Raw genomic sequence first — 24,633 nt, 5'->3', positions numbered from 1 at the left:
ATAAGAACATTTGCACCTAGAATCACCTTATTATCAAGCCTAAATAATGCTTAAATTTTGCAAAGAGTAGTTAAAGAGTAATAGTACGATGCACATAATTATAGTTAGAATAATTCAAATCAAGTTTGCACATTTTTCTGATCATCAGTTCAAGTGAAGGGATTAAATTGGATTTGAAGGTAAAACTGGTAGACATTTCAACCGGCAGAAAGGTTGTTCTCCTCAATAATAGTGATGCCTTGCATATAGGCGTCAGACCGCATGACCGAATAAAAGTAAAAACCTCCAAAAAAGAATTAACCGTTATAGTAAACATTACCGACTCTTACGTAAACCAGGGTGAAATAGGCATCACTCCATCGCTCAAGAAATTTTTCAATTGTAATAGCGGAGAAACAATGGAAATAACCACCACTGGAAGATCCTCATCTATGGATTACATCCATAAGAAGATGAAGGGAGAAAACCTAAACTATAAGGAAATACACGCCATTATAGGGGACATAGTAGAAGGAAACTTAAGTGAACTGGAAATAGCGGCCTTCGTTCTATCTCAACAATTCGTAGGCATGAGCTTGGACGAAATAGAACACCTAACCCGCTCCATGGTGGAAACCGGAGAAAAAATAGATTTTGATGAACCCGCATTCGATAAACATTCCGTAGGAGGAGTCCCAGGCAATAAAGTTAGCCTCCTGATCGTTCCCATAGTTGCAGCAGCCGGATTGTTGATCCCTAAAACTAGCAGTAAAGCAATAACCAGCCCCAGTGGAACAGCAGATACAATGGAGGTTCTGGCTCCAGTAAGCTTTAAAGCGGACGAGCTTCAGGAACTGGTTAAAAAAACCCGGGGAGCACTGGTTTGGGGTGGCGCATTAAACCTAGCCCCGGCAGACGATTTGATTATACAGGTTGAGCATCCTCTACGCATAGATCCGGTCTCCCAGATGATTGCAAGTATTATCGCCAAGAAGTATTCAGTCGGAGTGGACAACATGGTTTTAGACATACCAGTAGGGCCAGGAACCAAAATGGAAAACATGGAGGAAGGCGAAAATTTTGCAAACACGTTTGTGGAGATAGGGAAAAGATTAAAGATAGCATCTTACTGCGGACTCACCTATGGAGGGCAGCCCGTAGGCCACGCAGTAGGACCCGCACTGGAGGCGAAGGAGGCACTGGAGGCGTTAATGGGAGGCGGGCCAACAAGCCTTATTGAGAAATCTACCGCATTAGCCGGCTTTCTCCTAGAATTGGGAGGAGTAGCACCAGAAAACAAGGGCCAAGACTATGCCAAGGAGATACTGAGAAGTGGGAAAGCGTTGAAGAAGATGCAGGAGATCATTGAAGCACAAGGCGGCGATTCAAAAGTGAAACCAGAGGATATTTCTATAGGTGAACATGTAGCCGGCGTAGAAGCTAAAGCTGATGGATATGTGACCCAGGTAAATAATAAAAACATAACAAGAATTGCCCAAGCTGCCGGAGCCCCACTAGATAAGGGAGCAGGAGTGATTTTAAACTACAAAATTGGTTACAAAGTATCTAAAGGAGACAAATTGTTAAGCATATACGCTGAAAAGGAGAGTAAACTCCGAGAAGCAACAGTTATAGCCACAAGAAGTTACCCCATAATAGTGGAAGGCATGCTCCTACAAAAATTACCGAAATTCGGAGGGAAAATAAGTTGAAATAAAGTGAAACAGGTTTGGGAAGAACTGCGAAATTATTTAAACACGTATAAAATGATATCCAAAACCGAACTAATAGCAAGTATAAACAAGCTACTTTTCTCTATTTTCATAGAGGAGGTTAAAATAAAAAAAATATACTTACAATTAATAGCATTTTTATATGAAAAAGTATTAATACCCCACTTACCAAGTCAATAAAAGTAAAAAAATCATAATTATTATTAACCACAAGGAAATTAGGAGAAGGGTTCTATGAACAGAGATAAAGAAATCACCAACAATATTTACATGTCAGGCACCACCACCCTGGGAATCGTCTGCACCGACGGAGTGGTGCTGGCTACAGAATCCCAAGCCACCATGGGAAACCTGGTAGCAAACATAACCGCACCCAAAATATACAAAATAGCTCCCAAAATCTCAATAACAATCTCAGGCGGAGTGGCTGATTGCCAGCAAGTAGCAAAAATAATGGCCGCAAACCTGAACCTCAGAAAATATGAAACCGGAAGAGATGTGAGCGTAAAATCCGCATCCCAACTAACCTCTGTACTACTGTACCAGAACCGAATGTACCCCTACATCAGCATGCTGGTACTAGGGGGAGTCGACGAAACCGGAGGACATATCTACACATTAGACCCCCTAGGAAGCCTACTTGAAGAACCAAAATTTGGCGCCACAGGATCCGGCTCCGTCATAGCCTTCGGAGTACTAGAAGACGAATACAAAGACGGAATGACCGTAGAAGAAGGAAAAAAACTAGCCGTAAGAGCGGTCAAAGCAGCCAAAGCCCGAGATACCGCCTCCGGAGGCAGAATCCAAATACACAAAATAACACAAAAAGGAATCCAAGAAGAAATAATCGAAGAATAAACTAAAAACAAGGCAACTAAAAAACCTATCCAATACCAAACCACAAAAAAACAAATCACTCTCCCCAACCTTATTTTCAAACCCCACCACCCTTAATATAAACCAAGAAGGATTAAGAAGACAATACTACATACCTTAAACTTTTTGACGGTCTATGACGACTTCTTTTCCATCCTTCTAGAATAATATACAATGAAAAAACTTACGAGACCCATCAGAAAAAGTATCACAAAAACTATTAACAAAAAATCTTGTTGTGGCCCCGGGGGCTAAAAAGAGTTCACCATACTTGAAAACTAGCCAACTACGGTAAGCTGTAATAAAGGGTATTCAAGGATAGATTAGTAAGTGACTTATCAAATAAATCATTGCAATCAAAAATGATAATGATCCGAAAACAGTAAAGAACCATTGCACACCAGTTAAATCCTTATACTCACCTGTAGGCACTTCTTCAGGCTCCTCAACCTTCCAGCGGTAAACACCAGTCCTTCCAAGCCTCTCCTGTTCATCCACATAATGCCTAATGATGAGAGCAAAACCACTCATATACTCATTTTTTTGACTCGTTTTCTCTACCCGAGCTCATACCCCAAACCTCCCAAAAAGTATACAACATTAGGTCTATGGGATGATATTCAACCCTCCCTAATAATTAATCATAGCATATCACTTATCTTAATTGGGATTTATGCAAAATGCCATGTTATCCTACAATAATTAAAGCAAAAAAGAATCAATCAAAAAGCAAAGAAAAAAAGATTCGGGAAAGCTCCGCGTACTTACGCCTATACCAAAATAAAAAAAGAAGACTAACAACTTCAAGCAGCACGAGCCATATAATCTAAAGCCTAGAAAGTATATACTCTAGAGCCTCTTCCGCCTCCACTAACAGGTCCCAATCTTCCCTCTCCTCAGCATCGTTCCGAACCTGAACAAGCGGCTCAACCGCCCTTTTATCTTTCAATAAACTAAGCGTCCAAGCAGCATTCACCCGTACTTCACTGTCTTCATCTTTCAATGCCCTAATGAGCGGTTCCACTCCCCTCTTTTCATACATCATTCCAATAACTAGCGCTGCCTTACGACGAACAACCGCATCATCATTCAAAGCTTGGAGTAAGCACTTTATCCCAGATTCACCCAGCGCCCTTAGGATTGTCTTTGCATCACTACCAAAACCTATGTCTTCATCAAGTATGGCATTGAGCAGAGGTCTTACCGATAATTCTCCTATTTTAATCGCCTCACCCCACTCACGCTTTGCCACTAGATACAGTGCTTTCTCTATTTCATCCTTAGGCTTCCGCCCCAAACCATCGAGAGCCTTCGCCGCTGACATCCGTACAAACACATTTTTATCATTCAGTGCCTCGATAAGGTGCTCCACCGCTCTCATATCTCCTATAAACTCAAGAGATTCTGTCGCTGACTCTCGAACATAATGACTTTCATCATTTAGCGCTTGAGTGAGGTGCTCCACAGCCCTCTTATCACCTATCCATCCAAGAGCCTTCGCTGCATTACGTCGCACATCACGGTCTTCATCCTCCTTCAAGGTCTCGATGAGTGGCTCCACCGCCCTCCTTTATCTAGACTTTCCAAGATCCCAAGCAGCTGCCATACGACGATCCGGATCCTCATCCTTCAAATCCTTTAACCGATGCTTAAAAAGCTCATCCAAATCCATAACCTTTAACACCATACCTGAAGGAGCGTTCCTTTTCACATTTAATTTTGGTTCTTACCCAGAAAAATGTTTGTTTATCATTATTATTATTTAACTTTATGATTTAACTCGTTCACTGATTTTCTTTTTAGAGAAAAGGAAATAAAACATTTAGTATAAAAGTCAAAACACTAAAAATTTAGATTTCTTTACTGAAACCAATTATAAAAAAATAGATAGAATGCTCGGAAAGCACTACTAATCCAAATGAAACGGACAAATGGCGCCAAAAATAAGCAAAGAAATTCAAATTCAGCGCCAAAAACCATTAAAAAACAAAATAAAAAACACAACCCAAAAAACACACAAAGAGCTAAACAAACAAAAAGAGAAAACAGACTCTCTAATAAATAAAAGAAAAAGTAAACTTCGGGGAAGCCCTCGCACCCTTACACCCACACCAAAACACAAAAAAAGAAGACCAACAACGACAATGCAAGTGAGGGGGGAAAGCGTTCCTAATACGAGGGTTAGTCCCACGCATTATTAGTGAGCTTAGTGTGGATTGTGTGGCGTGAGGTTAAACTTCCCCAATATTATTGTTGTATTTTATTTATAAAAACTTTTTGCTTGTTTTCGGTGTTTTGTTGTTTTTGTTTTGGTTTTTTGTGTTTTTATAGTTTTTTTGTTGTAGTTAATAGTGTTTCTTGTTTTTTTATTGTTTTTTAATGGTTTTTCAAGTTTTTTAGCTATTTTTTATGATGTTATTATGTTTTTTTTGCGGTTTTTTATAGGATTATGTGTGTATTTTTGGTGTGTTACTAGATTTTTTATTGTGTTTTTGGGAAGATTTTTGTGCAGTTCTCTAATTTATTTTATTGGAGGCTTGCTTTCATGTTTGAGGACGATACGCCCTTGTCGCTTTTTAGCAGTGTTAGTGAAGATTCCAGCTCCGGTTCTGGTGGAGGTTCTGGTGGTAGGTCTGGTGGAAGTTCTGATTCTGGTGGCGGTTCTAGTTCTGGTTCTGTTGGTGGTGTTGGTGGTTCTGGGGGTGGAGGCTCGGGTAGGGGTGATGTTTTGCGGAGATTGATTGGGGGTGACGTGTGTAAGAGGGCTATTTTTGATGTTTTGTGTAGGGGGGAGTGGTGTAGTCTTTTTGAGTTGTGGCGTGCAGCGCGTAGTTGGGATCGGAGCGTGGGTTTGGTGCGGGTTAGTACTATTATGAGCCAATTTCAGCAGGTTTTGGGTGGGGATTTTTTGGAGTCTAGAATGGGATTTGATTCTGCGGAGTGGCGTGTGTGTCCGGAGTTTTTACGTTCTGTAGCGAGTATTCTCTCTGAGAAGTCTTCTCAGCCTAGGGTTGATGTTAAGGCTTCTGAGGAGGTGAAGGAGGGTGGTGGAAGGCCGTCTGGCGGTGTTTTCCGTAGTCTTTTGAGTAGGGGTTTAAGGGATCTGGATTTGTAGCGTTTTTTATTTCATTTGTTCCATGGGTTTCTTTCTGGTTTTTCGTCTGTTTGATGCTTTTTTGTTTTTGTGGTTGGTAAGTTTCTTAAACGGTTTGGTATTTTGTTTTTGTATGATTTGTGGGAATGGTTTTGGGTATGGTTCAGATTACTATTGATCCCGACCGCTGTGTTGGTGAAGGTGTGTGCCTAGCAGTTTGCCCGAAAGGGGGGCGTATTTATAGGATTGTGGATGTGAGGGGTAGGCGTTTGGCGGTGGTTATGGATGAGGATAGTTGTTTGGGGTGTAAGCTATGCGTTTCTCGGTGCCCAACCAACGCGATTAGCATTGATTTTAAGAAGCGGTCTCAGGCGCGTGGATTGAATTTTGAGCCGTTCTCTGCTTAAGTTTCTATTCTTGTGCGTGTTTTTTAGGGGTTGTTGTGGTTTTGGTGTGGGTTTTTTGTGTTTCTTGTCTGAGGATGCTTTATTGGTTTGGTTGGATTCGTTTTCGGTTGTTTGGTTTTTGTTTTTTAGGGGGCGTTAATGTTTTAAGTTTGGTTGTGGTCGTTAGTTTATAGTTTTAGGGGAGTACAAGTATGGTTTGCGATAGATTTGGGAGGTCTATTAGAGACATTCGAGTCGCCCTTACGCATCGTTGTAATCTTAGGTGTATTTATTGTCATGGTGAGGGTGAGAGTAATCCTGGTGGCGAATTAGAGGCTTCTGAGATTGAGAAAATTGTTAGGGTGGCTGCGGGTGAGGGTGTGAGTCGTGTGAAGCTGACTGGCGGGGAGCCGTTGCTGCGTGGGGATATTTTGGAGGTTGTGAAGAGGCTTTCCTCGGTTCCGGGCATTGAGGAAGTTTCTATGACTACTAATGCTACTTTGCTTGCGGACGTGGCTGGTGATTTGAAAGAGGCGGGGCTGAGGAGGATTAATGTTAGTTTGGATACTCTTGTTCCTGAACGGTACAGGATGATTACGGGTTTTGATGGGTTGAATTCGGTGCTTAGTGGAATTGATGAAGCGGTTAGAGTTGGTCTTAATCCTGTGAAGACTAATATGGTTTTGTTAAGGGATGTTAATGAGGATGAGCTCTGGGATTTGGTGAGATTTAGTAGGGAGAAGGGTACGATTCTTCAGGTTATTGAGCTTGTTGATTCTAGGTATAACTCGGTCTTTCAGCGTTTTCATGCTGATGTTAAGCCTTTGGAGAACGAGTTGCGGGGCCTCACGGATAATGTTACAACTAGACAATTACATAAGAGAAAAAAGTATTTCCTTACCGGCGGGGCTGAAGTGGAAATCGTTAATCCGGTACATAATAGCGAATTTTGTTCAAACTGTACTCGCATACGGCTCACGAGCGATGGTAAACTCAAACCCTGTCTGATGCGGAATGATAACTTGGTTGATATTGTTGGCCCTCTCAGAAGAGGTGCGGATCCACAGACTCTTAGAGAACTATTTTTAAAAGCAGTTGATCTACGTGAGCCTTACTGTAAGGTAGAGGAGAATGAGTGAACAGGTATTTCGTTCAGTATTAAATAAAGAGTGTTAAATTGATTTTTTGAGTAGTTCCATCAAGTCTACTAGTTTTATTTGGGAGTCTGAGTATCTTATGGCCCGTTCAAAGTTGAATTCGCAAATGGGGCAAATTGTCACCAGCATTTCTGCCCCGGTGGCTTCTGCTTCTTTTACCCGTTTTTCCGCTATTTTCACTGCTACCTCGGGATAAGCAGCCATCATCCCTCCACCGGCTCCACAGCACTTGGCGTCAAACCTGTTGTGCTCCATTTCTCTCAGTTCCAGTCCCGGAATATTTTGCAGAATTCTGCGAGGTTCTTCAACTATCCTCATGTGTCTACCGAGGTGGCAGGGATCATGGTAGGTTATGATTGCCTTTACGGGTTTGACGGGGGTTATTTTTCCCCCATCTATCATCTTTGCCACCACCTGTGTAATGTGCTCTACTTTAAGGTTGAAGTTATCAAAGTATTTGGGATACTCCTCAGCAAAAATCTTGTAACACCCGGGACAGCCGGTAATTATTCTCTTTATGCCCGCATTCTGGAATGCATCCAGGTTCTTTTTCCCATTCTCAATAAAATCTTCTAGGAAGCCGGTGGTAAGCATTAGGCTCCCGCAACAATCCTCCTCATTTCCCAAGTAATTCAGTTTCATACCGCTATTGATAAGGAGCTGGGCCGACGATTTCAACCAGTCCGGAAAAATATAAGGATAAGTGCAGCCCGCATACAGCAGTGTATCAGCAGATTTTGAGAATTCGATATCTTTTGCCCAAGCCGCCCTCTCGTTTCTGGGTTTTAGATAAGGATTACTTTTCCTTTTAATTTCTTCTACTCCTCTCTCGTGATACTCGTCCTTAAAGCCCGCCTCCACCAAGTCTGCTCTAAGAGCCTCAATAATATCCACATTCCTTAAAGCGCATTTTGAGCCACAATAATTACACGTAGCGCAAAGATTTACACAGTCCGATAGTTCCTTACTCGGCTCTAGGACGCCTTCCAGTAACCCTCGGGCTATGAGCATTTTTCCACGGCAAGAATAGGATTCAAAACCCTTTTCCTGATACAAAGGGCAATCAGATCTACAGAACCCACAGCGGGTGCGATTACAAGTGTATATGTCATCCACATATTCTTCTATACGCATTATTACTTCACCGTTTTGAACTTGCTTTTTTAATTTTGATTATTTCTGTCTTGTATTATGTTATTTTTCCGGTGTTATCCAGCAGGATTCGAACTTTTTACCGGGATTCATTATGTTTTCGGGGTCGAATACCTCTTTGACTTTCCTCATGTATTTCAGTGCCTCACCGTGCTCGTACTCGTTAAAACCTCCCAATCTATCTCCATCTCCAATATAACTGCTCATGGTTCCTTCTAGGTCTATGGCCATTTTGCTCATTTCTTCGACGTATTTGTAGAAGCGTTTTACTTCTTCGGGGTTGGTATCGTCTACGAATACTGCGAAGCTTATGCTGGGGCTTACTCGGTTGGGTCTTTCATTGTATACGCACATTCCGAGGATTTCGATTTGGTTTTTTTCTGCTATTTTTAGGAATTTTTGGTATGCTTCTTCGATTCTGCCTATTGGGATGCCTAGGTCTGCGGCTCCGAATTTCTTTTTTCTCTGGGAGTCGGGCCATTTTTGTTTGAAGGGTTCGAATTTTAGGGTGTGTTTGCTGGTCCACCATCCGTCGATGATTTCTCTCTCCTTTACTTTTTGTCCTCCGCTTTCCTCTAGTATTTTTGAGGCGTATTGGTGAGTGAATTTAACCACTTCCTCATCACCGTTGAAGGATACGAATAGTAGTGCTTCAGCCCAGTCTGGAATGTCTGGTTCTTTTCCGTATTTTTCCCGGTAGGCGTGGGTGTAGAATCCGAGACGTCGTTTACAGTTGATGTGTGCGCTTTCAACGCTGAGACCTGCTTTGAGGAGTTTTTGTAGAGCGTTTATGGCTTTTTTGATGGATTTGAAGACCATGGCTTCTATTGCTCTTGTTTGGGGTTTTGGGAAGACTTTTAGTGTGGCTTCTGTGACAACTCCGAGTGTGCCTTCTGCTCCTATTAGTAGCCAGTGTAGTTTGTATCCGGAGGAGGTGCATAGTGCTTTTCTGTGTCCTAATCTTAGGATTTCTCCGGTGCCGGTTACCAGCACTGTGTTGAGAAGGTAGTCTCCAAGTTTTCCGTATTTTATTCCGAAGGTGCTGTCGTTGTCGCAGGATATTGCTGCGCCGACTGTGGATGCTGGTTTGCTTTCGGGGTCGTGAGGCCACCATAGACCGTGTTTTTCTAGTTCTTGATTTAGTTGTAGAATGGTTATTCCTACCTGTGTGGTTACGGTCAGGTTTTCCCTGTCTATTTCCAGAATTTTGTTGAGTCCTTTGGTGTCGATGGTTATGCCTCCTTTTACCGGTGAGACGCCCCCGCCCATCCCGGTTCCCCCCGCAAACGGGATAACGGGAATCTTGTACTTATATGCGATTTTGACTACTTCCGCTACTTCCTCGGTGGTTGAAGGCACCACCACTACGTCGGGAAGCTTGGCTTCTTTTGCGTCTCTGGGGGACCAGTCTCTTGAGTAAGCCATCATGTGAAACTTCTCGGTTGAAACCTTTTCCTCGCCTATTATTTGTGAGACTTCCTTTGCAGCCTTTTGGATTTCCAACATTTTGAGTACTCCTCTAAAGGTTATCATTTAAGATTTGTGAAACTACAATGATTCCGCTTATTGAAGAATGAATCGCCTCTTTTTCAAACATGTTGAGATGTTTTAACACATTCTAAAAGGGTATTATATTTGTTTCTCGCTTTTTAAGAGGAGAGTTGGTTGTAGGGTTGGATTTTGAACCGCTAAGTTTTTTATTAGGTAAATAGTATATTACTATCGTATAAGAGAGTCGAGGTGGAAGAATCGCTCAGGACTTGGATTTCCAGTTTTCAATTTTTGAGTGAGGTGAACCTTGTGAGAGATGAGTCCCTCATTAAGGATATGAGTAGAATTTTGTTAGAGTTTAATGACACCGTAGAAAAATATTTTTCAGAGTCTACGCGACTCTCAGAGGCACTATCCTCTATTGTGACATCCAGTTCGGATGGCGAAAGACTACAGAACGGAGAAAAAGCCCTTGATTGCATATTCGACACCTACGAGCATTTGTTTAATTTTGAAAGAATATTGACGGATTTAATAAGTTTGGAGATGATAAAAAATCGTGTACAGGCTATGACATCAAAATTTATTTCGAAAGTAAGGACTCAGAAAGAAGTACTAGGCGAGCTTGAAAAGAACATCAAAAATTACTTGAAAGTTAGCAACAACTCTGACCTATTAGAAGTCGCTATGAAAGATCTCTTAAAAAGCTCAGACGTTTTTAACAAAAATGTGATGGAAACAAAAAAGGAAAGCGAAAACTTGACTTCACTACTCAGAGAGAGATACGAAAAAGTTCGCTTAGGAAAATCACATTATATTTAAATTATTACCCTATTTTACCTCTTTTTCTTTTCCTCTCTTATCTTCTTTGTATTGTTTCTTTCCGTATTCTTTGATAAAACCTATAATAAACGCGGCCATTGGGAAAGAGAAAGCTATTGGGAGTAACAGCACCAGAACTATTTCGGGCTGTGAAACCTCGATGCTCTCAACAACACTTAGAGGAACTCCAAATTGTCTTAGAGCTATTAGCGCTGCGAAGCAAATAAAAGAGAAAATAATTAAGCCTCCAACCCGCAGAAGAGTACCGATAATGGCGGAACGAGTCACCTTATTGAAACTGGGAGCTGCTGCCACCGCGGTTAGCGTCTCTCTAGAACCAGGAATTTCGGTGTAAACCTTATCCACGTATGCCTGTAGCCGCCTAATATCGCTTATCGCTTCCTTTTCCACCCTCTTCTTTTTAAAAACCTTCATTTCAATAATATTTCGCAGAAATTTTACAGCTTCTTCACTAATAGATAATCTGGTTTTTGAGACTTCTTTTCCCCCCTCAGTAGCCAGTTCCTCTGGTGCTAAAGCAATCTCCTCCACAACTTTTAGTTGCTGCTCAATCATCTTTCTTCTTTCCAGAGCTGGCGAGGTAACCTCATCCATATAAATAACCTGGAAACCGATCTCCAAGTAAAGATAGCATATAAGCGCCACAAAGAATAGCGGTGAAGTTAGGAACGCAACCGTCGCTCCGGCTACACCTCCATATAATATTTCAATAAAGAAGAATGAGGAGCTAAAGAAGGGAGTGTTGACGGGTAGTCCAATGTTTATAATTTGGGTCAAAGCTGCAAGCCCTAACATTGTCTGCATACAAATAAATGAGGAAACTAAATACTTCATTTTTATTTTCCAAATGAAAACAATTCCGGTAATAATTGCTATTAGAAATAAGAAAGGAAATAGAAAATAGTAAAATGACCATAATGCAGTGTACGCCGAATCACTAAGGATTGTTAACCAGAGGTTGGACCAGAGAAAATAATTACTTTGAAAAGTTATAAAAAACGTGTACAAGTATTTCCAAGTGGGAGAAAACCATATTTTCGATGAAAAAAGTTCCGCGTAATACTCTAAAAGAAAAATATTATCATAAAAGTTGGGTAGCAATTGGGCTATACCCGGAGAGAAAATTTGAGCTGCTAGTTTATCAAGCGATCTAGTAATTAGGCTAAAAACAAAGTGTATCAAATTCCAGAAATCCATTAAAAAATAACCAAGATTTGCAGGATCCCAAACAGTAAATTGCCTGTAAAGTGTATAAAAGGCTTCAGGGCTCCAGGGATACATTGGAATCTTATGGGGACCGCCTATGTTGGTGCGAACTATTAGCAAAGAGCCTAAAAAGGAGATTGCAGCAATAATTTTTAATGAGAATTTAAATTCTGAGCTTTCCATAAGATTACCTCAACGCCACACCTTTCTTTTTGGCCTTAAGATACTGGCTTACAACCGCGGGAAGGAAATCATCGGGACTAACATCAATAACGCCTATATCCATTCTCACAAGCTCGTCAATTATTTTCTTTCTTTGCTCTAATAGTTCCTCGGATATAGCCTCTGTTAAAGCCCTTTGAACCGGAGTCAGCTCTCCCGGGTAGGCTTCAAACCATGGGCCAAAGGGAGAAATAACTAGTACTGAGTTTTTATGAGCTCGAGCAAGTTTACACGCATTAATCAATTCTCCACGGGATTCTTCAAGATCTGTGAGAAGAACAAAGAAACTTCTCTTCGGAGTGCGTTTCAAAACCCATTCCATAACTTCCATAATACGTAATCCACCTTGAGGTTCCACGATAGCTAAAGCCTCTAGAATATGGTAAAAGTATTCCTTTCCCATTCTTGGCTTAACGTAGATATGCACTTTATTTGAAAAAGCCACTATTCCCACTTCGTCTCTTCGCTCGAGTGCAAGTTTTGCCAAAAGCACTGCAGCCCTAATTGAGTAGTCTAGTTTTGTATTGTCCGGGAGCCCCCCGCCCATACTGGCACTTGTATCCAGTAGTACCATAATTTTGATGTTCTTTTCGATTTCGAATTCTCTCATCATAAGGTCTCCAGTTCTGGCGGTTGCCTTCCAATCGATTCTTCGGTACTCATCCATAGGGAAATAGTTTCTTATTCCAAAGAACTCGGTTCCCATACCCTTCTGTTTTGTTTTGTGCATTCCAAATATGCGTCCCAGTGTTCTTTGACCGCCCATAGCCTCCATTTTCCTTACATCCTGATATGAGGGATAAATCAGAAGTTCGGTGTAGATTTCGAAAGTTTTTTGCTCAAAGTGTAAGCCAAGCCTGTCGTGCACCACCAATTTAAAGGGTCCTATTTTGTGCACGCCTCTTCTTCGACACTGTAAAACATAGGAAAAGACCTTCTTTTCACCGGGATCTAATCTTGTGGTCATTATACTCTTTCCCAAAATCAGAGTGAATATTTCGGGATAAGTGTCAAATATTTCCAAGTAGTCAATTCTCAACTTACCCTTATTTTCCACAGTTACTGTTACGAACACAAAGTCTTCCGCGAACACCTTTTCCTTATCGATGGTTCTTGTTATTTCGATGTTTTCTAGATCCACAGCCAATTCAAAATAAGGCATACTAATAACCGATCCCAAAATTAGGAAGATACCGAGTAGTACTAAATAGTAGTTTACAGTGGAAAATCCAAAGGCTAGACAAAAAACGCCGCTGACAATAAATACAGCTCCTCTAGGCGTTAGCAAAAATATTGTCCCTCAGAACGTTTTTATACGGGTATTTTGAGTTCTCCTACGATGCTAGCGATTATCCGGTTTACTGAAACACCCTCTAGCTCTGCTTCGGGTCTTAGAATCATACGATGGTTTAAGCCCTGTTGGACTACTGATTTTATATCATCAGGAATAACGTAATCTCTACCATTTAAAGCGGCTCTCGCCTTAGCGCCATCCATCAAAACTATAGAAGCTCGGGGACTTCCTCCCAGAAGGACTTGGGGATTTCTCCTAGATCTAATCACTATATCTCGTATATATTCCATAATTTCCGGTGAAATATATACACCATGAACAATCTTTTGCATTTTTTCCAGAATCTTCGGTGAAGCTGATGTTTTAACGTTCTCACTGTTTGCCCCAGTCTTTCTTTTGAGTATTTCCACCTCTTCGTCGTCTGTGGGATAATCCACATTTAGTTTGAACAGAAATCTGTCAACCTGCGCCTCTGGTAAGGGGTATGTTCCCTCCTGTTCTATGGGATTCTGTGTTGCAAGTACCATAAAGGGTTTAGGAAGAACATGGGTCACCCCTTCTACGGTGACCTGTCTTTCCTGCATAGCTTCCAGTAAAGCAGACTGTGTTTTTGGTGGTGCTCTGTTTATTTCGTCAGCAAGCACAATGTTAGCGAAAACCGGTCCCTCACGGAAAGAGAATTCGCTTGTTTTCTGGTCGAACACGTAAGTTCCTAGAATATCTGAAGGAAGTAAATCTGGTGTAAATTGAATTCTCTTGAATGTGCATCCTAGGGTTTGTGCAAAGGTTTTCGCCATATAGGTTTTTGCTACACCAGGAACTCCCTCAAGGAGAATGTGTCCTTCTGCCATCAATGCGATAAAGATGTCCTCTAGAAGCTGGTTCTTTCCTACAATGACTTTATTAACCTCGTTCATGATTTCGGATGCAATTTTTCTAACGGCATTAACACCGCTAACTTTGGATTTTTCCTCGGTTTCGGTTTTTTCAGACATTTCATCTAACACTCTCCAATAATCTCTGCATCTGGAAGAATATTTCTAAAAACTCGTTTTTGTTCATAAACATCGCTTTTCTTTCTAAGGTAATCTCCTCACATAATTCAAAAAGTCTTCTTAATTCCTTTTCTTTTATGCTTGGATTCTTAGCAATAGCCGCACCAACCGCCGCATCCACGCTGAAACCTTCTTTAAGCCCCAGTTGCCTTACCAGCTCTCTCTTCAGTCGGCGATACAACAATTTTACCGCGTTACCATAAAGCTGGTATTGGGTGTACCACACCATTTTTTCGCTAAAGAAGGTTTTACCTCTACGCATAAAAACTTCGGTGGGACTGAGAGGTTCAGGCTTCTTCTGACGAGGCAACCAACGCCAAATAGTGAAAGCTAAGAGTACAGGGTAAATGGGAGCCAACAACCAGTTACTGGACGCCCAGTTAATATACCCCATCATGTAACCGAATATTCTGGCATAAGACGTAGCTGGAAGAGACAAGTGAGCCTCATCCACTATAACAGGATAATCGGTGCCCGCTCTACCCTGAACCAACCAATCAATAATGTTGCCAGCAATTATACGATTATCAGCTCGGTTAATCATATCATCACTAAAAATGCTTGGATCACTCACCAACACAATTCGACCATAACCTAAACCCATTTGCTCCAAGTCATAAGCAGCTATCACTGTCTGAGGACCTATAACATCAGGAGGCACATCTATAACCAAGTTATCATTCATATCCAACCAGCTTGAAAGAGAGCTAGTAGCCACAACATTTCCCGGAGGAACATTAATTAAAGTGCAGGCAAAGTTTAACAAAACTTGGCTTACTCCCTGCGTAAAGTTGTAGCCACCCATAAAATTCGTTATCACAGGTGCCCTTGTCCAACTTGTTAAATTAGCATCTACAGGCTCATACAGAATGTGTTTAGTGAAAGCAGGAGTAGTAGGTATTCCCAGCATAGGGAAAAGCTGAATAAGGAGAGTTTGCCCGGTGCCAAAGTCATCGGCTATAAGCAAACCACCACCCTCTCTCACGAATTTAGCCAACTCAGACACCTCAACCGGGTTAAAAAAGGGAATAGAAGGCCCAATAATCAAGCAAGTTGAGTTGGGGTACCTACTAAGAACGCTTAGAGAGGAAAGAAGAGGCTTAACCTCGTAACCCTTACTATTCATTTCCAGCCTAAACTGCTGACAACCGTTAAATGCGGGATTATAGATCGAGAAATCGATCAAAAACGGAATATTCATGGCTGTGCTACTTGGAAGGAGGGGAAGTAGTAGAGGAAACCAAACTATTACAAAAATCACAATGTATACTGCGGTTTTGATTTTGCTTCTAGGCAAGCTTTAAACTACCTCCAGAAATCAGACTGTAGAGTTCTGCAAAAATTTTGGCCGCCTTATTATAATCCTCCTTATCCATAGTCTCATTGCTGTAACGTGCTCTCTCAAACAATTGTGTTAGACCGTTGACCAGCTGCGGGTTAAGGCCTTCCTTCTTTATAACCATCACTGCGAATTCACGGGTGGTCTCATTAGGAGCCCGCGTAAGGCCAGAATACTGAGTAACAGTGTCTGTAAACATGGTATACAGGTATTTTACGGCATCATTGAATTTACCCGCATCTACCAGGTCCTTAAGCTCACTAAGCCTTACCTTAAGATCCAGAGGCGTAACCGCCTTCGCCTCTTCCTTAGGGCCCATTTTCCTAGCCAAACAGATTATAAAAATTACACCAATAACGGCCAAGACAATGATGACCAGAAGCCACGGGGCTTCAGAACCCATCTGCAAAGCATACAACATCATAATAGCTAAACCTCCAAAACCACTACTTTGTCTAATATACACATTTGCCGAATTAGAAGCTCCAGTATCTAGAGTCAAAACAACCGTGACATTACCCTCAGTATTATATGCTGGGTCAATAAAGTAAACATAGGAAATTGTTCCTCCGCCACTAGTATTTTGGGAGACCAAATCTGTTGAATTCCACCGAATATCTATTGTACGTCCCATTATAGGATTCCCGTTAGAGTCAACTGTGGTGCATCTTATATGATAGTTGCTTCCGATTGTGCCAATACTGGGTGACTGAAAAATCAGTCGAGCATAGCTAAAAACATGCAACTCGGTAATCCTCCAAGAACCAGTATGAAACTCGTCGCCGAGATAAGTAATGTTGAGCTGGGACAACACGTTAACAGGTAAAATAGAGAGAGCTGAACTATTTAGTGTGATATTAAACTCACCGTTCTCCATAGTAATATTACTGTTCAGAGGTGTGGAACCATAATAAACATAAACAGTCTGACCGGGAATAGGATATCCAAGAGCATCCCATAGCACACCCGTGATATACGCAGATTCACTAGGCTGCACCGAACGTGACTCAACACTCTGTTTTGCTAACCACCCATCCGATAAGCTTTGAGAACCAAAACCGGATGAGCCGATCACAGTCCCAACATATATCTTAATTATTCTTGAGGTACTTGAGGCGTTGAAAAATTGATCCTTACTAGTAGCATTAATAACATAGTAATTAGGGATAAAATCACTCGAAACGTATATGTTCCTACTGAAATAAACCGAACCATCAGTAGTTGCCGGATAAGAAAGAGTTTTATTGTTTCCCGTGAATATAATGGTAATACCCGCATAAGGTTTTAGATTACCATCTCCACCAAGAACTCTCCCACTAACTGTAATACTAGTACCTATAGCAGCTTCATCAGGAGCGTAGTCAATCATGATTAATCCTTGGTCGTAGATATATATGTTCGCTCGAGAGGACTCTACACCAAGAATTCTATTTTGAGTTGAACAATTAGCAAAAACTTGAACAACACCCTCACGCTCCCAAGCCCTATTGGTGTAGAAAACATTTCCTGAGAGATTAGTGTTGCCACTAAAGAGATGAGTTATCGTACCACTTACTGTTCTATTATCCCAGTATATTGAAACTTGGAAACCTTGGATAGCTGTCCCGTTGTCGTATTCCAAGTGAGCTGTAATATTTGTAGTATCGTTTTTCCTAAGAGTGTATGGATTGGCCCATACTGACAGTGTCGGTCTAACATAGACATGTATTCCGTTTGAATCAGAAGTTGAGGTTGGAGGAGTTATTTGAAAGCCCAGATAAAACCCTGAATAATTTGCGCTAAATATGTAGTCTATAGTATCCAACGAGTAGCCCGGACAATATATGCGGAAATTGCCGTTGTTATCTGTTAAACCACTGGCAACGGGAGATGAGGAGCCATTGTGGTACACTTCGATGTTCACATTAGGTATTCCTATAATTGAATCGTTGGTGCAATTAGGGTCTATGAGTCTTCCTTGTACTAATACGTTCTCCTGATTCCGAATCAGATTATAATTACTTCCCAGAAAAGGAGCGGTTGAGGTAGCAGACATATCTATGATTTTTGAATTGCCAGTCAAGAGCACACCTGTATAGTTCGTAGCTATGGGAATGTTAGGGGATATGGTTTGATTGTAAGCCTCAGCCAGAAACAGTAGTGGTCCAACACGAAAACTATCATCTGGTATGACATTCCGCTGAGCGGAGCCATTTATGTCCGTTGTATCATTTCCGAGAAAAGTTCTACCCATTGTTACTGGATTAAAAATGTAGAAAGACACGTTAGCTCCACTAACTGGAGCGCCAGAAGTAGCGTTTGTGAGAAGGGCGTCAATAGTTACTTGGTTTCCTCTTGACACGATTGGTGGTGTGGCGTTTAATTCCAGTCGATAAGCACCTTGGACATTAGGGTCTGGGTTGGTTCCATTTTGCCCGGGTCCAGGAGTGGGGTCAAACTGTACCCACTCACCACCCCCACTAGTTGTGGGTACCCAAACTTCTGCCCAGGCGTGAGCGTGTATAGCTTTTATAATGTGCACAAGTCCCAGTTGAGGGTCTACGGTTATTTCTCCTCCTACGAATCCTACCACTAGTCTAGCTGAGATGCCTAGTTCTCTAAGCGCCATTGCGAATGCACTCGCGAAGTGAACACATATTCCCTGCTTACCCTCTAAAAACCATAATACAGGGTCTTCTCCTTGAGGTGGACCTCCACCGTTTAATAGAATATTTATATTATAGGTGTAATTGCCTCCAGTTAGACGGGATAAAGCACTCATAGCAGTATCAAAAACTGTACTACTATTATCTATACTGTTTACAAAGTTCATAAAAGTGCTATTAGCCGGCAAGTAGGAAGGAACTTGAGTGTAAATATTACTTATATAAGGTGGTGTCTGCCAAGGATAGCCCGCATTACTTTGAATCACCCCTAAGTTGAAGGGAAATCCCGTTACTGTATAGTTCAAGGTTGATAATCCTGACCCCTTATAATCTCCGTTAAGAATTATGCTATTGTAATCATCCCTTTCAATGTCAAATGAGGTGAGGTCTCCCTGAAGTGTGGTTATTCTGTATCCATTTGCAATACTTTCATGAATTATTGTGTAGTTTGCGAAAAGTGCTGGTAACAAGTCTGATGAAGTATCCGCGTGACTAGCGTTCATATAAACCGTATAAATATCCCCACTCCCCGGTCTAGGATCCACCGGATTATGGGGATAGGTTCCTGATAACGTTTTACTCCAGTCAATGTTATAATTATCGTACGCCTCTAATCTCCAATAACGGGTGGGTGAACTCGGATCCTCTGGATGAACTACTAGCACTACCATATTCGGGTCTATTAGACCGGAGTCGAACATATCTATAGGTGGAAAGTCAATGGTCATATTTGGCAGAGTGATATTGAACATGTCGTCGTACCAGTCTGAGGGATTATTTACATTAATTGTGATGGGGGTGATCCAGGGATAGTATATTTGTCGTATGTTTGATACTGTGAGATAATTTAGTGCTTGTTGGACGTAGGGGTTTTGAATATTGTTTAGGATAAAGTATGCTCCCCCTAGGCTTAATAGTAGAAGTAGAATGAGTGCTGTCGCTAGAATGGTTTTCCTTCTGGAGGCCATGCTTTCACCTACTAATGGTTCTTAGCTTTCCCTTGTGTTTAAGAATATGGTTTTTAACCGAAATAAAGGTTTTGAATGCTACAAATTATGGTATATGAAAAATTACCGTGGGGAATATGAAAAATGAAACTTTTATTTAGCGTGTGTTTAAGGCATAAAGTAAAAAAAGACTCCCATTTACGAAATAAATGAAAAAATTATCAATTTAACGCCGAAATTAACTGTGAACGACGTAGATTCAGTGAAGTAAGAGAGCTCAAAGCTGTTTGAAAATTGAGAATATATTCGTTCCAACTAGCTTAGGGGAAATATTTCAAGTAAAAGTAGTTATGTTTAAATGTGCAAAATGTTTTCGTTGACAAAGTTTAGAGCATCCTGTTTCCAGAGGTTTTTACCATGGCGAAAATTGACATCATGTTCAGCGATGATTTGGGGAAGTATGACTTCGGACCGGGACATCCATTCAGAGGGGACCGATTCACCAACTTTATCGAACGATTCAGGGAAGAGCTTCTAAGGGAGAGATCCAGGTTCGAAATCGTAGAACCAAGATACGCCACCGAAGAAGAAATACTAACGGTTCATGACGCTCTTTATGTGGATTATGTTAAAAAAACAGCAGCAAAAAGCGGGTTCCTAACACTAGACACTCCTCTATCCCCAGGCATGGATGAGCAAGCAAAACTAGTGGTTGGAGCCGCCCTAGAAGGCGCTGAAAGAATCATAAATGGTAACGCCTCAAAAGCTGTAGTAATCGGCGGAGGAATGCACCACGCAGGAGTTGATTATGGAGGAGGATTTTGCATCTATAATGATGTGGCGATTGCTGCTAAGAGGCTTCTGGACAAGCACAAACTCAAGAGAATACTAATTATAGATACCGACGCTCACGCTGGTAATGGAACAGAGGATATTTTCTATGAGGAGCCTAGGGTGCTCTTTATTTCAATTCATCAGGATCCTAGGACACTGTACCCGGGAAAAGGCTTTACTTGGGAAATAGGAAGCGGCGAGGGTGAAGGCTATACGGTCTGTGTACCTCTACCTCCGGGCTCGGGATACGAGGTATACACTCTGGTTATGGATGAAATCTTCGTGCCGTTGGCACGTGAATTCAAGCCCCAAATAATATTTAGAAATGGGGGTAGTGATCCTCACTTCGCCGACTCACTCACCAATCTGGGCCTCTCTATGAAGGGATTCAACATGTTCGGTGAATACATGCGCAATATGTCAGAAGAACTGTGCGATGGTAGAGAGCTGGATTTCATCGGAAGTGGTTATAATCCCATTGTCTTACCTAATGCCTGGGTTTCCATTATTTTGGGGCTCTCAGGTATAGATAGGATTTTACCCGAACCGGTTAAACCCCCCTCATGGCTAGATGATCCAAGACTTGTGGAATACACAAAATCCAAGGTCATTGAAGAACTTAAATTAACCCTAAGAGATTATTGGAACTGTTTCAAATAACGGATAACTGTTTAATATAATGGTATTTGTGTTTAGGTTGGCTACTAATATTTATTCTTAGCAGTGAGGTGAATTTCCTTGATTACGAGTAGAGAATTGGCGGCTGATATGCTCACACAGTATGAGATTGATAAGAAGAACGCCTCACTGCGGACCATTTTTTATAACACGGTTAGTTCAGCGAAAACTGTGGATATCCCTGTAAGAACAAGTAGTTACGGTCTTTTTATAGAAACGTTGAAGCGTTTAAATACAATTGACTATTTACTTATTAGATTCGTTAAGAAAAATAGATTTAGAAATTGGGATCCTTTTCTGCGTAACCTGCTTAGAATCGCTACTTTAGAATTGAAATTTAATTACGATTATACAATTAATGTTGAAGAAATAGTGTACAAGTTGATACATAAGAGGTGGGGGAAGGAGGGTGCGAAATATGCTAAAAATGTGCTCAGAAGGATTAAGGAATTTGATCTAGAAGGGACTTTAAATAAGCTAGGTCAGAGTGAGCAAATGAGTCTCAGATATTTTCATTCCACATTTCTGGTTAATAGGTTTGTAAAGATATTCGGTCAAGATGAAGCAGTAGATTTAATGCAAAAGAATAATGAGAAGAAGACCGTCTGGCTTAGAGCTAACACTTTAAAATCTAGTGTAGAGGAAGCAGTTCAAGCACTTCAGGAGGAAGGAACTGCAGTTAAACAGGATAATTATTATACAGAGGTTTTTAGTTTAGTTGAATCAGAAAATCCTGTTCCTCTAACTCCGATTTTTAGGGATAGAGTGATAATAATTCAAGACAAAGCAAGCGTTGCCGCTGTCTATGCTTTAGACCCTAAACCCGGAGAACATGTTCTTGATGCCTGTGCTGCTCCGGGAATGAAGACTTCTCTCATTTCAGCGAAGATGAGAAATACTGGAACGATAACTGCAATAGATAATAATGAGGCTCGTCTAAATAAGATGAAAGAACTTCTCAAACTTGCGGGTGTAGAGAATGTGGAGTTTGTGCTTGCAGATTCAAGAAAATTTTCTGAGGGCAAATATGATAAAATTCTTCTGGATGCCCCCTGTTCTTCTAGTGGTGTTATTCAGTCATCACCAGAGATTAAATGGAGACTAAACCAAAAACAAGTAAACTTGTACTCCTTTATTCAGAAAGACCTGCTTAAAAACACTTTAAAACTATTGAAGAAGAAGGGGACACTGGTTTTTTCAACTTGTTCAATTTTTCCAGAAGAGGGGGAGCAAATAATAGACACAGTAAAAGAAAAGGTTACCATTATTAAACCAAAAATTCCGGGCTCCAAAGGCTATGAGGGATACGCGTTTTCTCCAAAATTAAAAAGACTATTCCCCCATAAACACGATACTCAAGGATTTTTTATATGTAAAATGAAACTGAAATAAATGCAGAGAATTTAATAAAAAAGAATTCAGCACCAAAATTCTCCTATTAAAAATAATCATAAACTGGAGATCCTTCTTGTTCCTTTAGAAAGGCTTATAGTGTACTCTAAATAATTAAATAATTAGGGTAAGCGTATAAGTGGAGACTTGTAAATGCCTGGAAATAAACGCCACAAATACTGCTATCTTTGCGGAACAGAAATGGAAATAAGCGACAACTACTGCGCGAAATGTGGTGCAGAAGGCCCCCAGCTAAAGTTCTGTATTATATGCGGTAAACAACTAGCAGTTAATACAAAATTTTGCTTAAGATGCGGGTTCGAGCAACCATTACCCGAAGAACTAGAAGAAATAGAGGACTTAAGTAACGTCAAGTTTATTTTTGTTAGAAATAATGCGGGATTAGCTCTTTACGAGCAGAGTCTTTTAACATCTAAGGAATTTAACGTCGACTTGTTGGCGGGCTTTACCACAGCAATTTCCAACTTTTCTGTAGAATTAGGTAAAAAAGGAGTACGCGGTTTAATTTTTGAAGAGAAAAAGGGCACAACTTCAAGAATGTTAGCTGAGGTGGGTGAACAGATAACTGTGGTTGCAATGATGAACTATGAAAGTCGAAGTGTAAAGAAAAAATTAAAGCTGTTATTAAAAAGAATCGAAGAAGATTGCGCTTACATTTTGCAAAATTGGAAGGGCAATGTCACAGAAATAAGAGAAAAAATCATACCAATAGTAGAAGAAGTATTCAAAGTAAGCAGACTCCGAGAATTAGAGGAAAAGGAAAAAAATGTTGAACAGGAGAAAACTATTATAGTAGATAACGAAACAGTAGTATCTGAAGAAACTTCGAAGGAGATACTAACTTCAAATGAACATTCGAGTAGATATGGTATAGTAAACACAAAAAACACACCCCAAGAAGAACTTGTTGATAAAAAAGAGGAAATAAGGCTAAAATAAGTAAAATTACAAAATTATTTCTTTTCAATGGATCATTTAAAAAATTGGTATTGTATCCATTTTCTGCGATTTTTTTAAAAAGAAAATAAGAAATGGGGAATGTTACTTAAAAAGTTCCACTTTAGCGTTACCTATGATGGAATTCTGTACACCATAAAAAGTGTGCTCAATTTTGTTTTGTTCCTTTTTTTGTTCCATTATAATTTTTTGCCCTTCTTTAATCCAGCCCCTGTAAGCTGCCTCATAAAGTTTTACATCGGAATCTGATGGGGGTTCCATTTTATCCATTGTCAAGGGAGAAGCAATTGTTGCAATGGGAGTCACGGCTTCCTGCCATATCTCTAAATCTAAGAACTTTTTGCCACCTTCCTGGTATTTTTTAATGACCTTTGCTTTAGAGTGCACCATGTCTCCAGGTCTCACCATGCCTCTAAACTGCACATCAATATCTTTTAATTGTCCGTCTTCTCCAAGCCAATTCACCAAACCTTGGATCAGGTAGGCCATATCTAAAAGACCATGAGCAATAACACCTTTCAAACCCGCCATCACTGCAATACTCTCATCGGTGTGAATGGGGTTTCCATCTCCAGATGCTTTGGCGTATTCTTTTAATTGTTCTCTTGTTATCGGGCCCTTAATATAGGGTGGTATTTCATAGCCTTCCTCTATTTCGCTAAAACTCACCATTTTTAGTCCTCCATTAAAATCCTCCAGGTCTTATTATGAATGTGGTAGTTAAAATAGAGACCATTTCTTCATTTTGATTTTTAACAGGTAGACTAAACTCTAAAAACAGCATGTTGTTTTTAATATAAATATTTTTGATTTCAACATACAATTCCAACTTGTCTCCAGGTTTTACTAGTTTTAAAAACTCGTATCTTTGTCCACCATGTAACAGTCTAGATAAATCCTTAATTATTCCCTCGTCTATAACTTTTTTCAAGAAATTTGGGATTGCAGAAATCCAGTAAACCGAGGTAAATGCGAGCGGTGTTAATAGTTTACCATCATCTTTTTCAAAAAATTGCGGATTCGGATCATCAGTTGCTTTAGCATATTGTCTGATTCTGTCTCCAACCACATCAAAAGTTACAGGTTCTAACTTCATGCCAATATACTTATCATATTTTGATTCGCTCAAATTGTTCCGCCTCCAAAATAAAATTTTTAACTAGGCATCCATGTCTTACAATAAGGTTTCCGAGAAATTTTTTACGGCTGTTTACTAGTCAATCCCATTTAATATTAAACTTTTATGGTTATCTGACATACTCCCCTACCTTGAAAGATTGGGGTTTACAACAGTAGGAAGATTTAATACTAAATAATACCATATATGGCTAT

General features: G+C 40.6%; 21 protein-coding genes. 9 read left to right on the top strand and 12 right to left on the bottom strand.

The window, feature by feature from the left end; genetic code table 11:
* Positions 1-167: 167 nt before the first annotated feature.
* Positions 168-1,691, top strand: coding sequence for an AMP phosphorylase (locus ACUVXA_RS02610; protein ID WP_445869674.1), 1,524 nt, complete (start codon positions 168-170; stop codon positions 1,689-1,691).
* Positions 1,692-1,946: 255 nt separating this feature from the next.
* A complete protein-coding gene (gene psmB, locus ACUVXA_RS02605) occupies positions 1,947-2,570 on the top strand; it encodes an archaeal proteasome endopeptidase complex subunit beta (protein WP_445869673.1) in 624 nt (207 codons plus the stop codon).
* 152 nt (positions 2,571-2,722) lie between these two features.
* Here psmB and ACUVXA_RS02600 read toward each other — a convergent pair whose 3' ends face one another.
* The 3 genes from ACUVXA_RS02600 to ACUVXA_RS02590 all read right to left on the bottom strand — a co-directional run bounded on the left by ACUVXA_RS02600 (position 2,723) and on the right by ACUVXA_RS02590 (position 4,149).
* A complete protein-coding gene (locus ACUVXA_RS02600; RefSeq protein WP_445869672.1) occupies positions 2,723-2,815 on the bottom strand; it encodes a DUF3149 domain-containing protein in 93 nt (30 codons plus the stop codon).
* An 85-nt stretch (positions 2,816-2,900) separates the two neighbouring features.
* Positions 2,901-3,119 carry a hypothetical protein gene (locus tag ACUVXA_RS02595; protein WP_445869671.1) on the bottom strand — a complete coding sequence of 73 codons (219 nt, stop codon included), beginning with the start codon at positions 3,117-3,119 and terminating at the stop codon, positions 2,901-2,903.
* 295 nt (positions 3,120-3,414) lie between these two features.
* Positions 3,415-4,149 carry a HEAT repeat domain-containing protein gene (locus ACUVXA_RS02590; RefSeq protein WP_445869670.1) on the bottom strand — a complete coding sequence of 245 codons (735 nt, stop codon included), beginning with the start codon at positions 4,147-4,149 and terminating at the stop codon, positions 3,415-3,417.
* A 984-nt stretch (positions 4,150-5,133) separates the two neighbouring features.
* Between ACUVXA_RS02590 and ACUVXA_RS02585 the strand changes: the two genes are divergently transcribed.
* From ACUVXA_RS02585 to moaA, 3 genes are all read left to right on the top strand, one after another.
* Entirely contained in the window at positions 5,134-5,703 is a 570-nt protein-coding gene (locus ACUVXA_RS02585) for a hypothetical protein (protein ID WP_445869669.1), read from the top strand.
* Between the two features lie 137 nt (positions 5,704-5,840).
* Entirely contained in the window at positions 5,841-6,089 is a 249-nt protein-coding gene (locus ACUVXA_RS02580) for a 4Fe-4S dicluster domain-containing protein (protein WP_445869675.1), read from the top strand.
* A gap of 191 nt (positions 6,090-6,280) precedes the next feature.
* Complete coding sequence (gene moaA, locus ACUVXA_RS02575) at positions 6,281-7,207, top strand: GTP 3',8-cyclase MoaA (RefSeq protein WP_445869668.1); 927 nt, start codon at positions 6,281-6,283, stop codon at positions 7,205-7,207.
* A 33-nt stretch (positions 7,208-7,240) separates the two neighbouring features.
* On the opposite strand, the gene ACUVXA_RS02570 is transcribed toward moaA, so the two are convergent.
* Positions 7,241-8,359, bottom strand: coding sequence for a (Fe-S)-binding protein (locus ACUVXA_RS02570; protein ID WP_445869667.1), 1,119 nt, complete (start codon positions 8,357-8,359; stop codon positions 7,241-7,243).
* A 60-nt stretch (positions 8,360-8,419) separates the two neighbouring features.
* On the bottom strand, positions 8,420-9,883 hold the full coding sequence (locus ACUVXA_RS02565) for an FAD-binding oxidoreductase (protein ID WP_445869666.1): 1,464 nt from the start codon (positions 9,881-9,883) through the stop codon (positions 8,420-8,422).
* 294 nt (positions 9,884-10,177) lie between these two features.
* Here ACUVXA_RS02565 and ACUVXA_RS02560 point away from each other — a divergent pair, with 294 nt between their 5' ends.
* Positions 10,178-10,690, top strand: coding sequence for a hypothetical protein (locus tag ACUVXA_RS02560; protein WP_445869665.1), 513 nt, complete (start codon positions 10,178-10,180; stop codon positions 10,688-10,690).
* A 9-nt stretch (positions 10,691-10,699) separates the two neighbouring features.
* Here ACUVXA_RS02560 and ACUVXA_RS02555 read toward each other — a convergent pair whose 3' ends face one another.
* From ACUVXA_RS02555 to ACUVXA_RS02535, 5 genes are all read right to left on the bottom strand, one after another.
* Positions 10,700-11,545 (bottom strand): hypothetical protein, encoded by an 846-nt coding sequence (locus tag ACUVXA_RS02555; RefSeq protein WP_445869664.1) that lies wholly within the window; start codon positions 11,543-11,545, stop codon positions 10,700-10,702.
* A 559-nt stretch (positions 11,546-12,104) separates the two neighbouring features.
* Entirely contained in the window at positions 12,105-13,427 is a 1,323-nt protein-coding gene (locus ACUVXA_RS02550) for a DUF58 domain-containing protein (RefSeq protein ID WP_445869663.1), read from the bottom strand.
* Positions 13,428-13,450: 23 nt separating this feature from the next.
* A complete protein-coding gene (locus ACUVXA_RS02545) occupies positions 13,451-14,428 on the bottom strand; it encodes an AAA family ATPase (protein ID WP_445869662.1) in 978 nt (325 codons plus the stop codon).
* Position 14,429: 1 nt separating this feature from the next.
* A complete protein-coding gene (locus ACUVXA_RS02540; RefSeq protein WP_445869661.1) occupies positions 14,430-15,785 on the bottom strand; it encodes a DUF4350 domain-containing protein in 1,356 nt (451 codons plus the stop codon).
* The gene (locus ACUVXA_RS02535; RefSeq protein WP_445869660.1) at positions 15,778-19,440 is read right to left on the bottom strand and encodes a transglutaminase domain-containing protein; all 3,663 of its coding nucleotides are present in this window, start codon (positions 19,438-19,440) and stop codon (positions 15,778-15,780) included. The genes ACUVXA_RS02540 and ACUVXA_RS02535 overlap by 8 nt, the downstream gene beginning before the upstream one ends.
* 396 nt (positions 19,441-19,836) lie before the next feature.
* Between ACUVXA_RS02535 and ACUVXA_RS02530 the strand changes: the two genes are divergently transcribed.
* The 3 genes from ACUVXA_RS02530 (at position 19,837) to ACUVXA_RS02520 (ending at position 23,283) form a co-directional block, all read left to right on the top strand.
* Positions 19,837-20,913 carry a histone deacetylase family protein gene (locus ACUVXA_RS02530; RefSeq protein WP_445869659.1) on the top strand — a complete coding sequence of 359 codons (1,077 nt, stop codon included), beginning with the start codon at positions 19,837-19,839 and terminating at the stop codon, positions 20,911-20,913.
* A 78-nt stretch (positions 20,914-20,991) separates the two neighbouring features.
* Complete coding sequence (locus ACUVXA_RS02525; RefSeq protein WP_445869658.1) at positions 20,992-22,323, top strand: RsmB/NOP family class I SAM-dependent RNA methyltransferase; 1,332 nt, start codon at positions 20,992-20,994, stop codon at positions 22,321-22,323.
* Positions 22,324-22,476: 153 nt separating this feature from the next.
* The gene (locus ACUVXA_RS02520) at positions 22,477-23,283 is read left to right on the top strand and encodes a zinc ribbon domain-containing protein (protein WP_445869657.1); all 807 of its coding nucleotides are present in this window, start codon (positions 22,477-22,479) and stop codon (positions 23,281-23,283) included.
* A gap of 102 nt (positions 23,284-23,385) precedes the next feature.
* Here the strand turns inward: ACUVXA_RS02520 and ACUVXA_RS02515 are convergent, their stop codons facing one another.
* Together ACUVXA_RS02515 and ACUVXA_RS02510 are read right to left on the bottom strand one after the other, a co-directional pair.
* Positions 23,386-23,973 carry a MaoC/PaaZ C-terminal domain-containing protein gene (locus ACUVXA_RS02515; RefSeq protein WP_445869656.1) on the bottom strand — a complete coding sequence of 196 codons (588 nt, stop codon included), beginning with the start codon at positions 23,971-23,973 and terminating at the stop codon, positions 23,386-23,388.
* 13 nt (positions 23,974-23,986) lie between these two features.
* A complete protein-coding gene (locus ACUVXA_RS02510; protein WP_445869655.1) occupies positions 23,987-24,430 on the bottom strand; it encodes an FAS1-like dehydratase domain-containing protein in 444 nt (147 codons plus the stop codon).
* Between the last annotated feature and the right edge of the window lie 203 nt (positions 24,431-24,633).

It is taken from the genome of Candidatus Jordarchaeum sp., from assembly GCF_052745115.1.
Note: the sequence above shows the minus strand (reverse complement) of the source record. Positions and strands in the feature narration are given on the sequence as shown.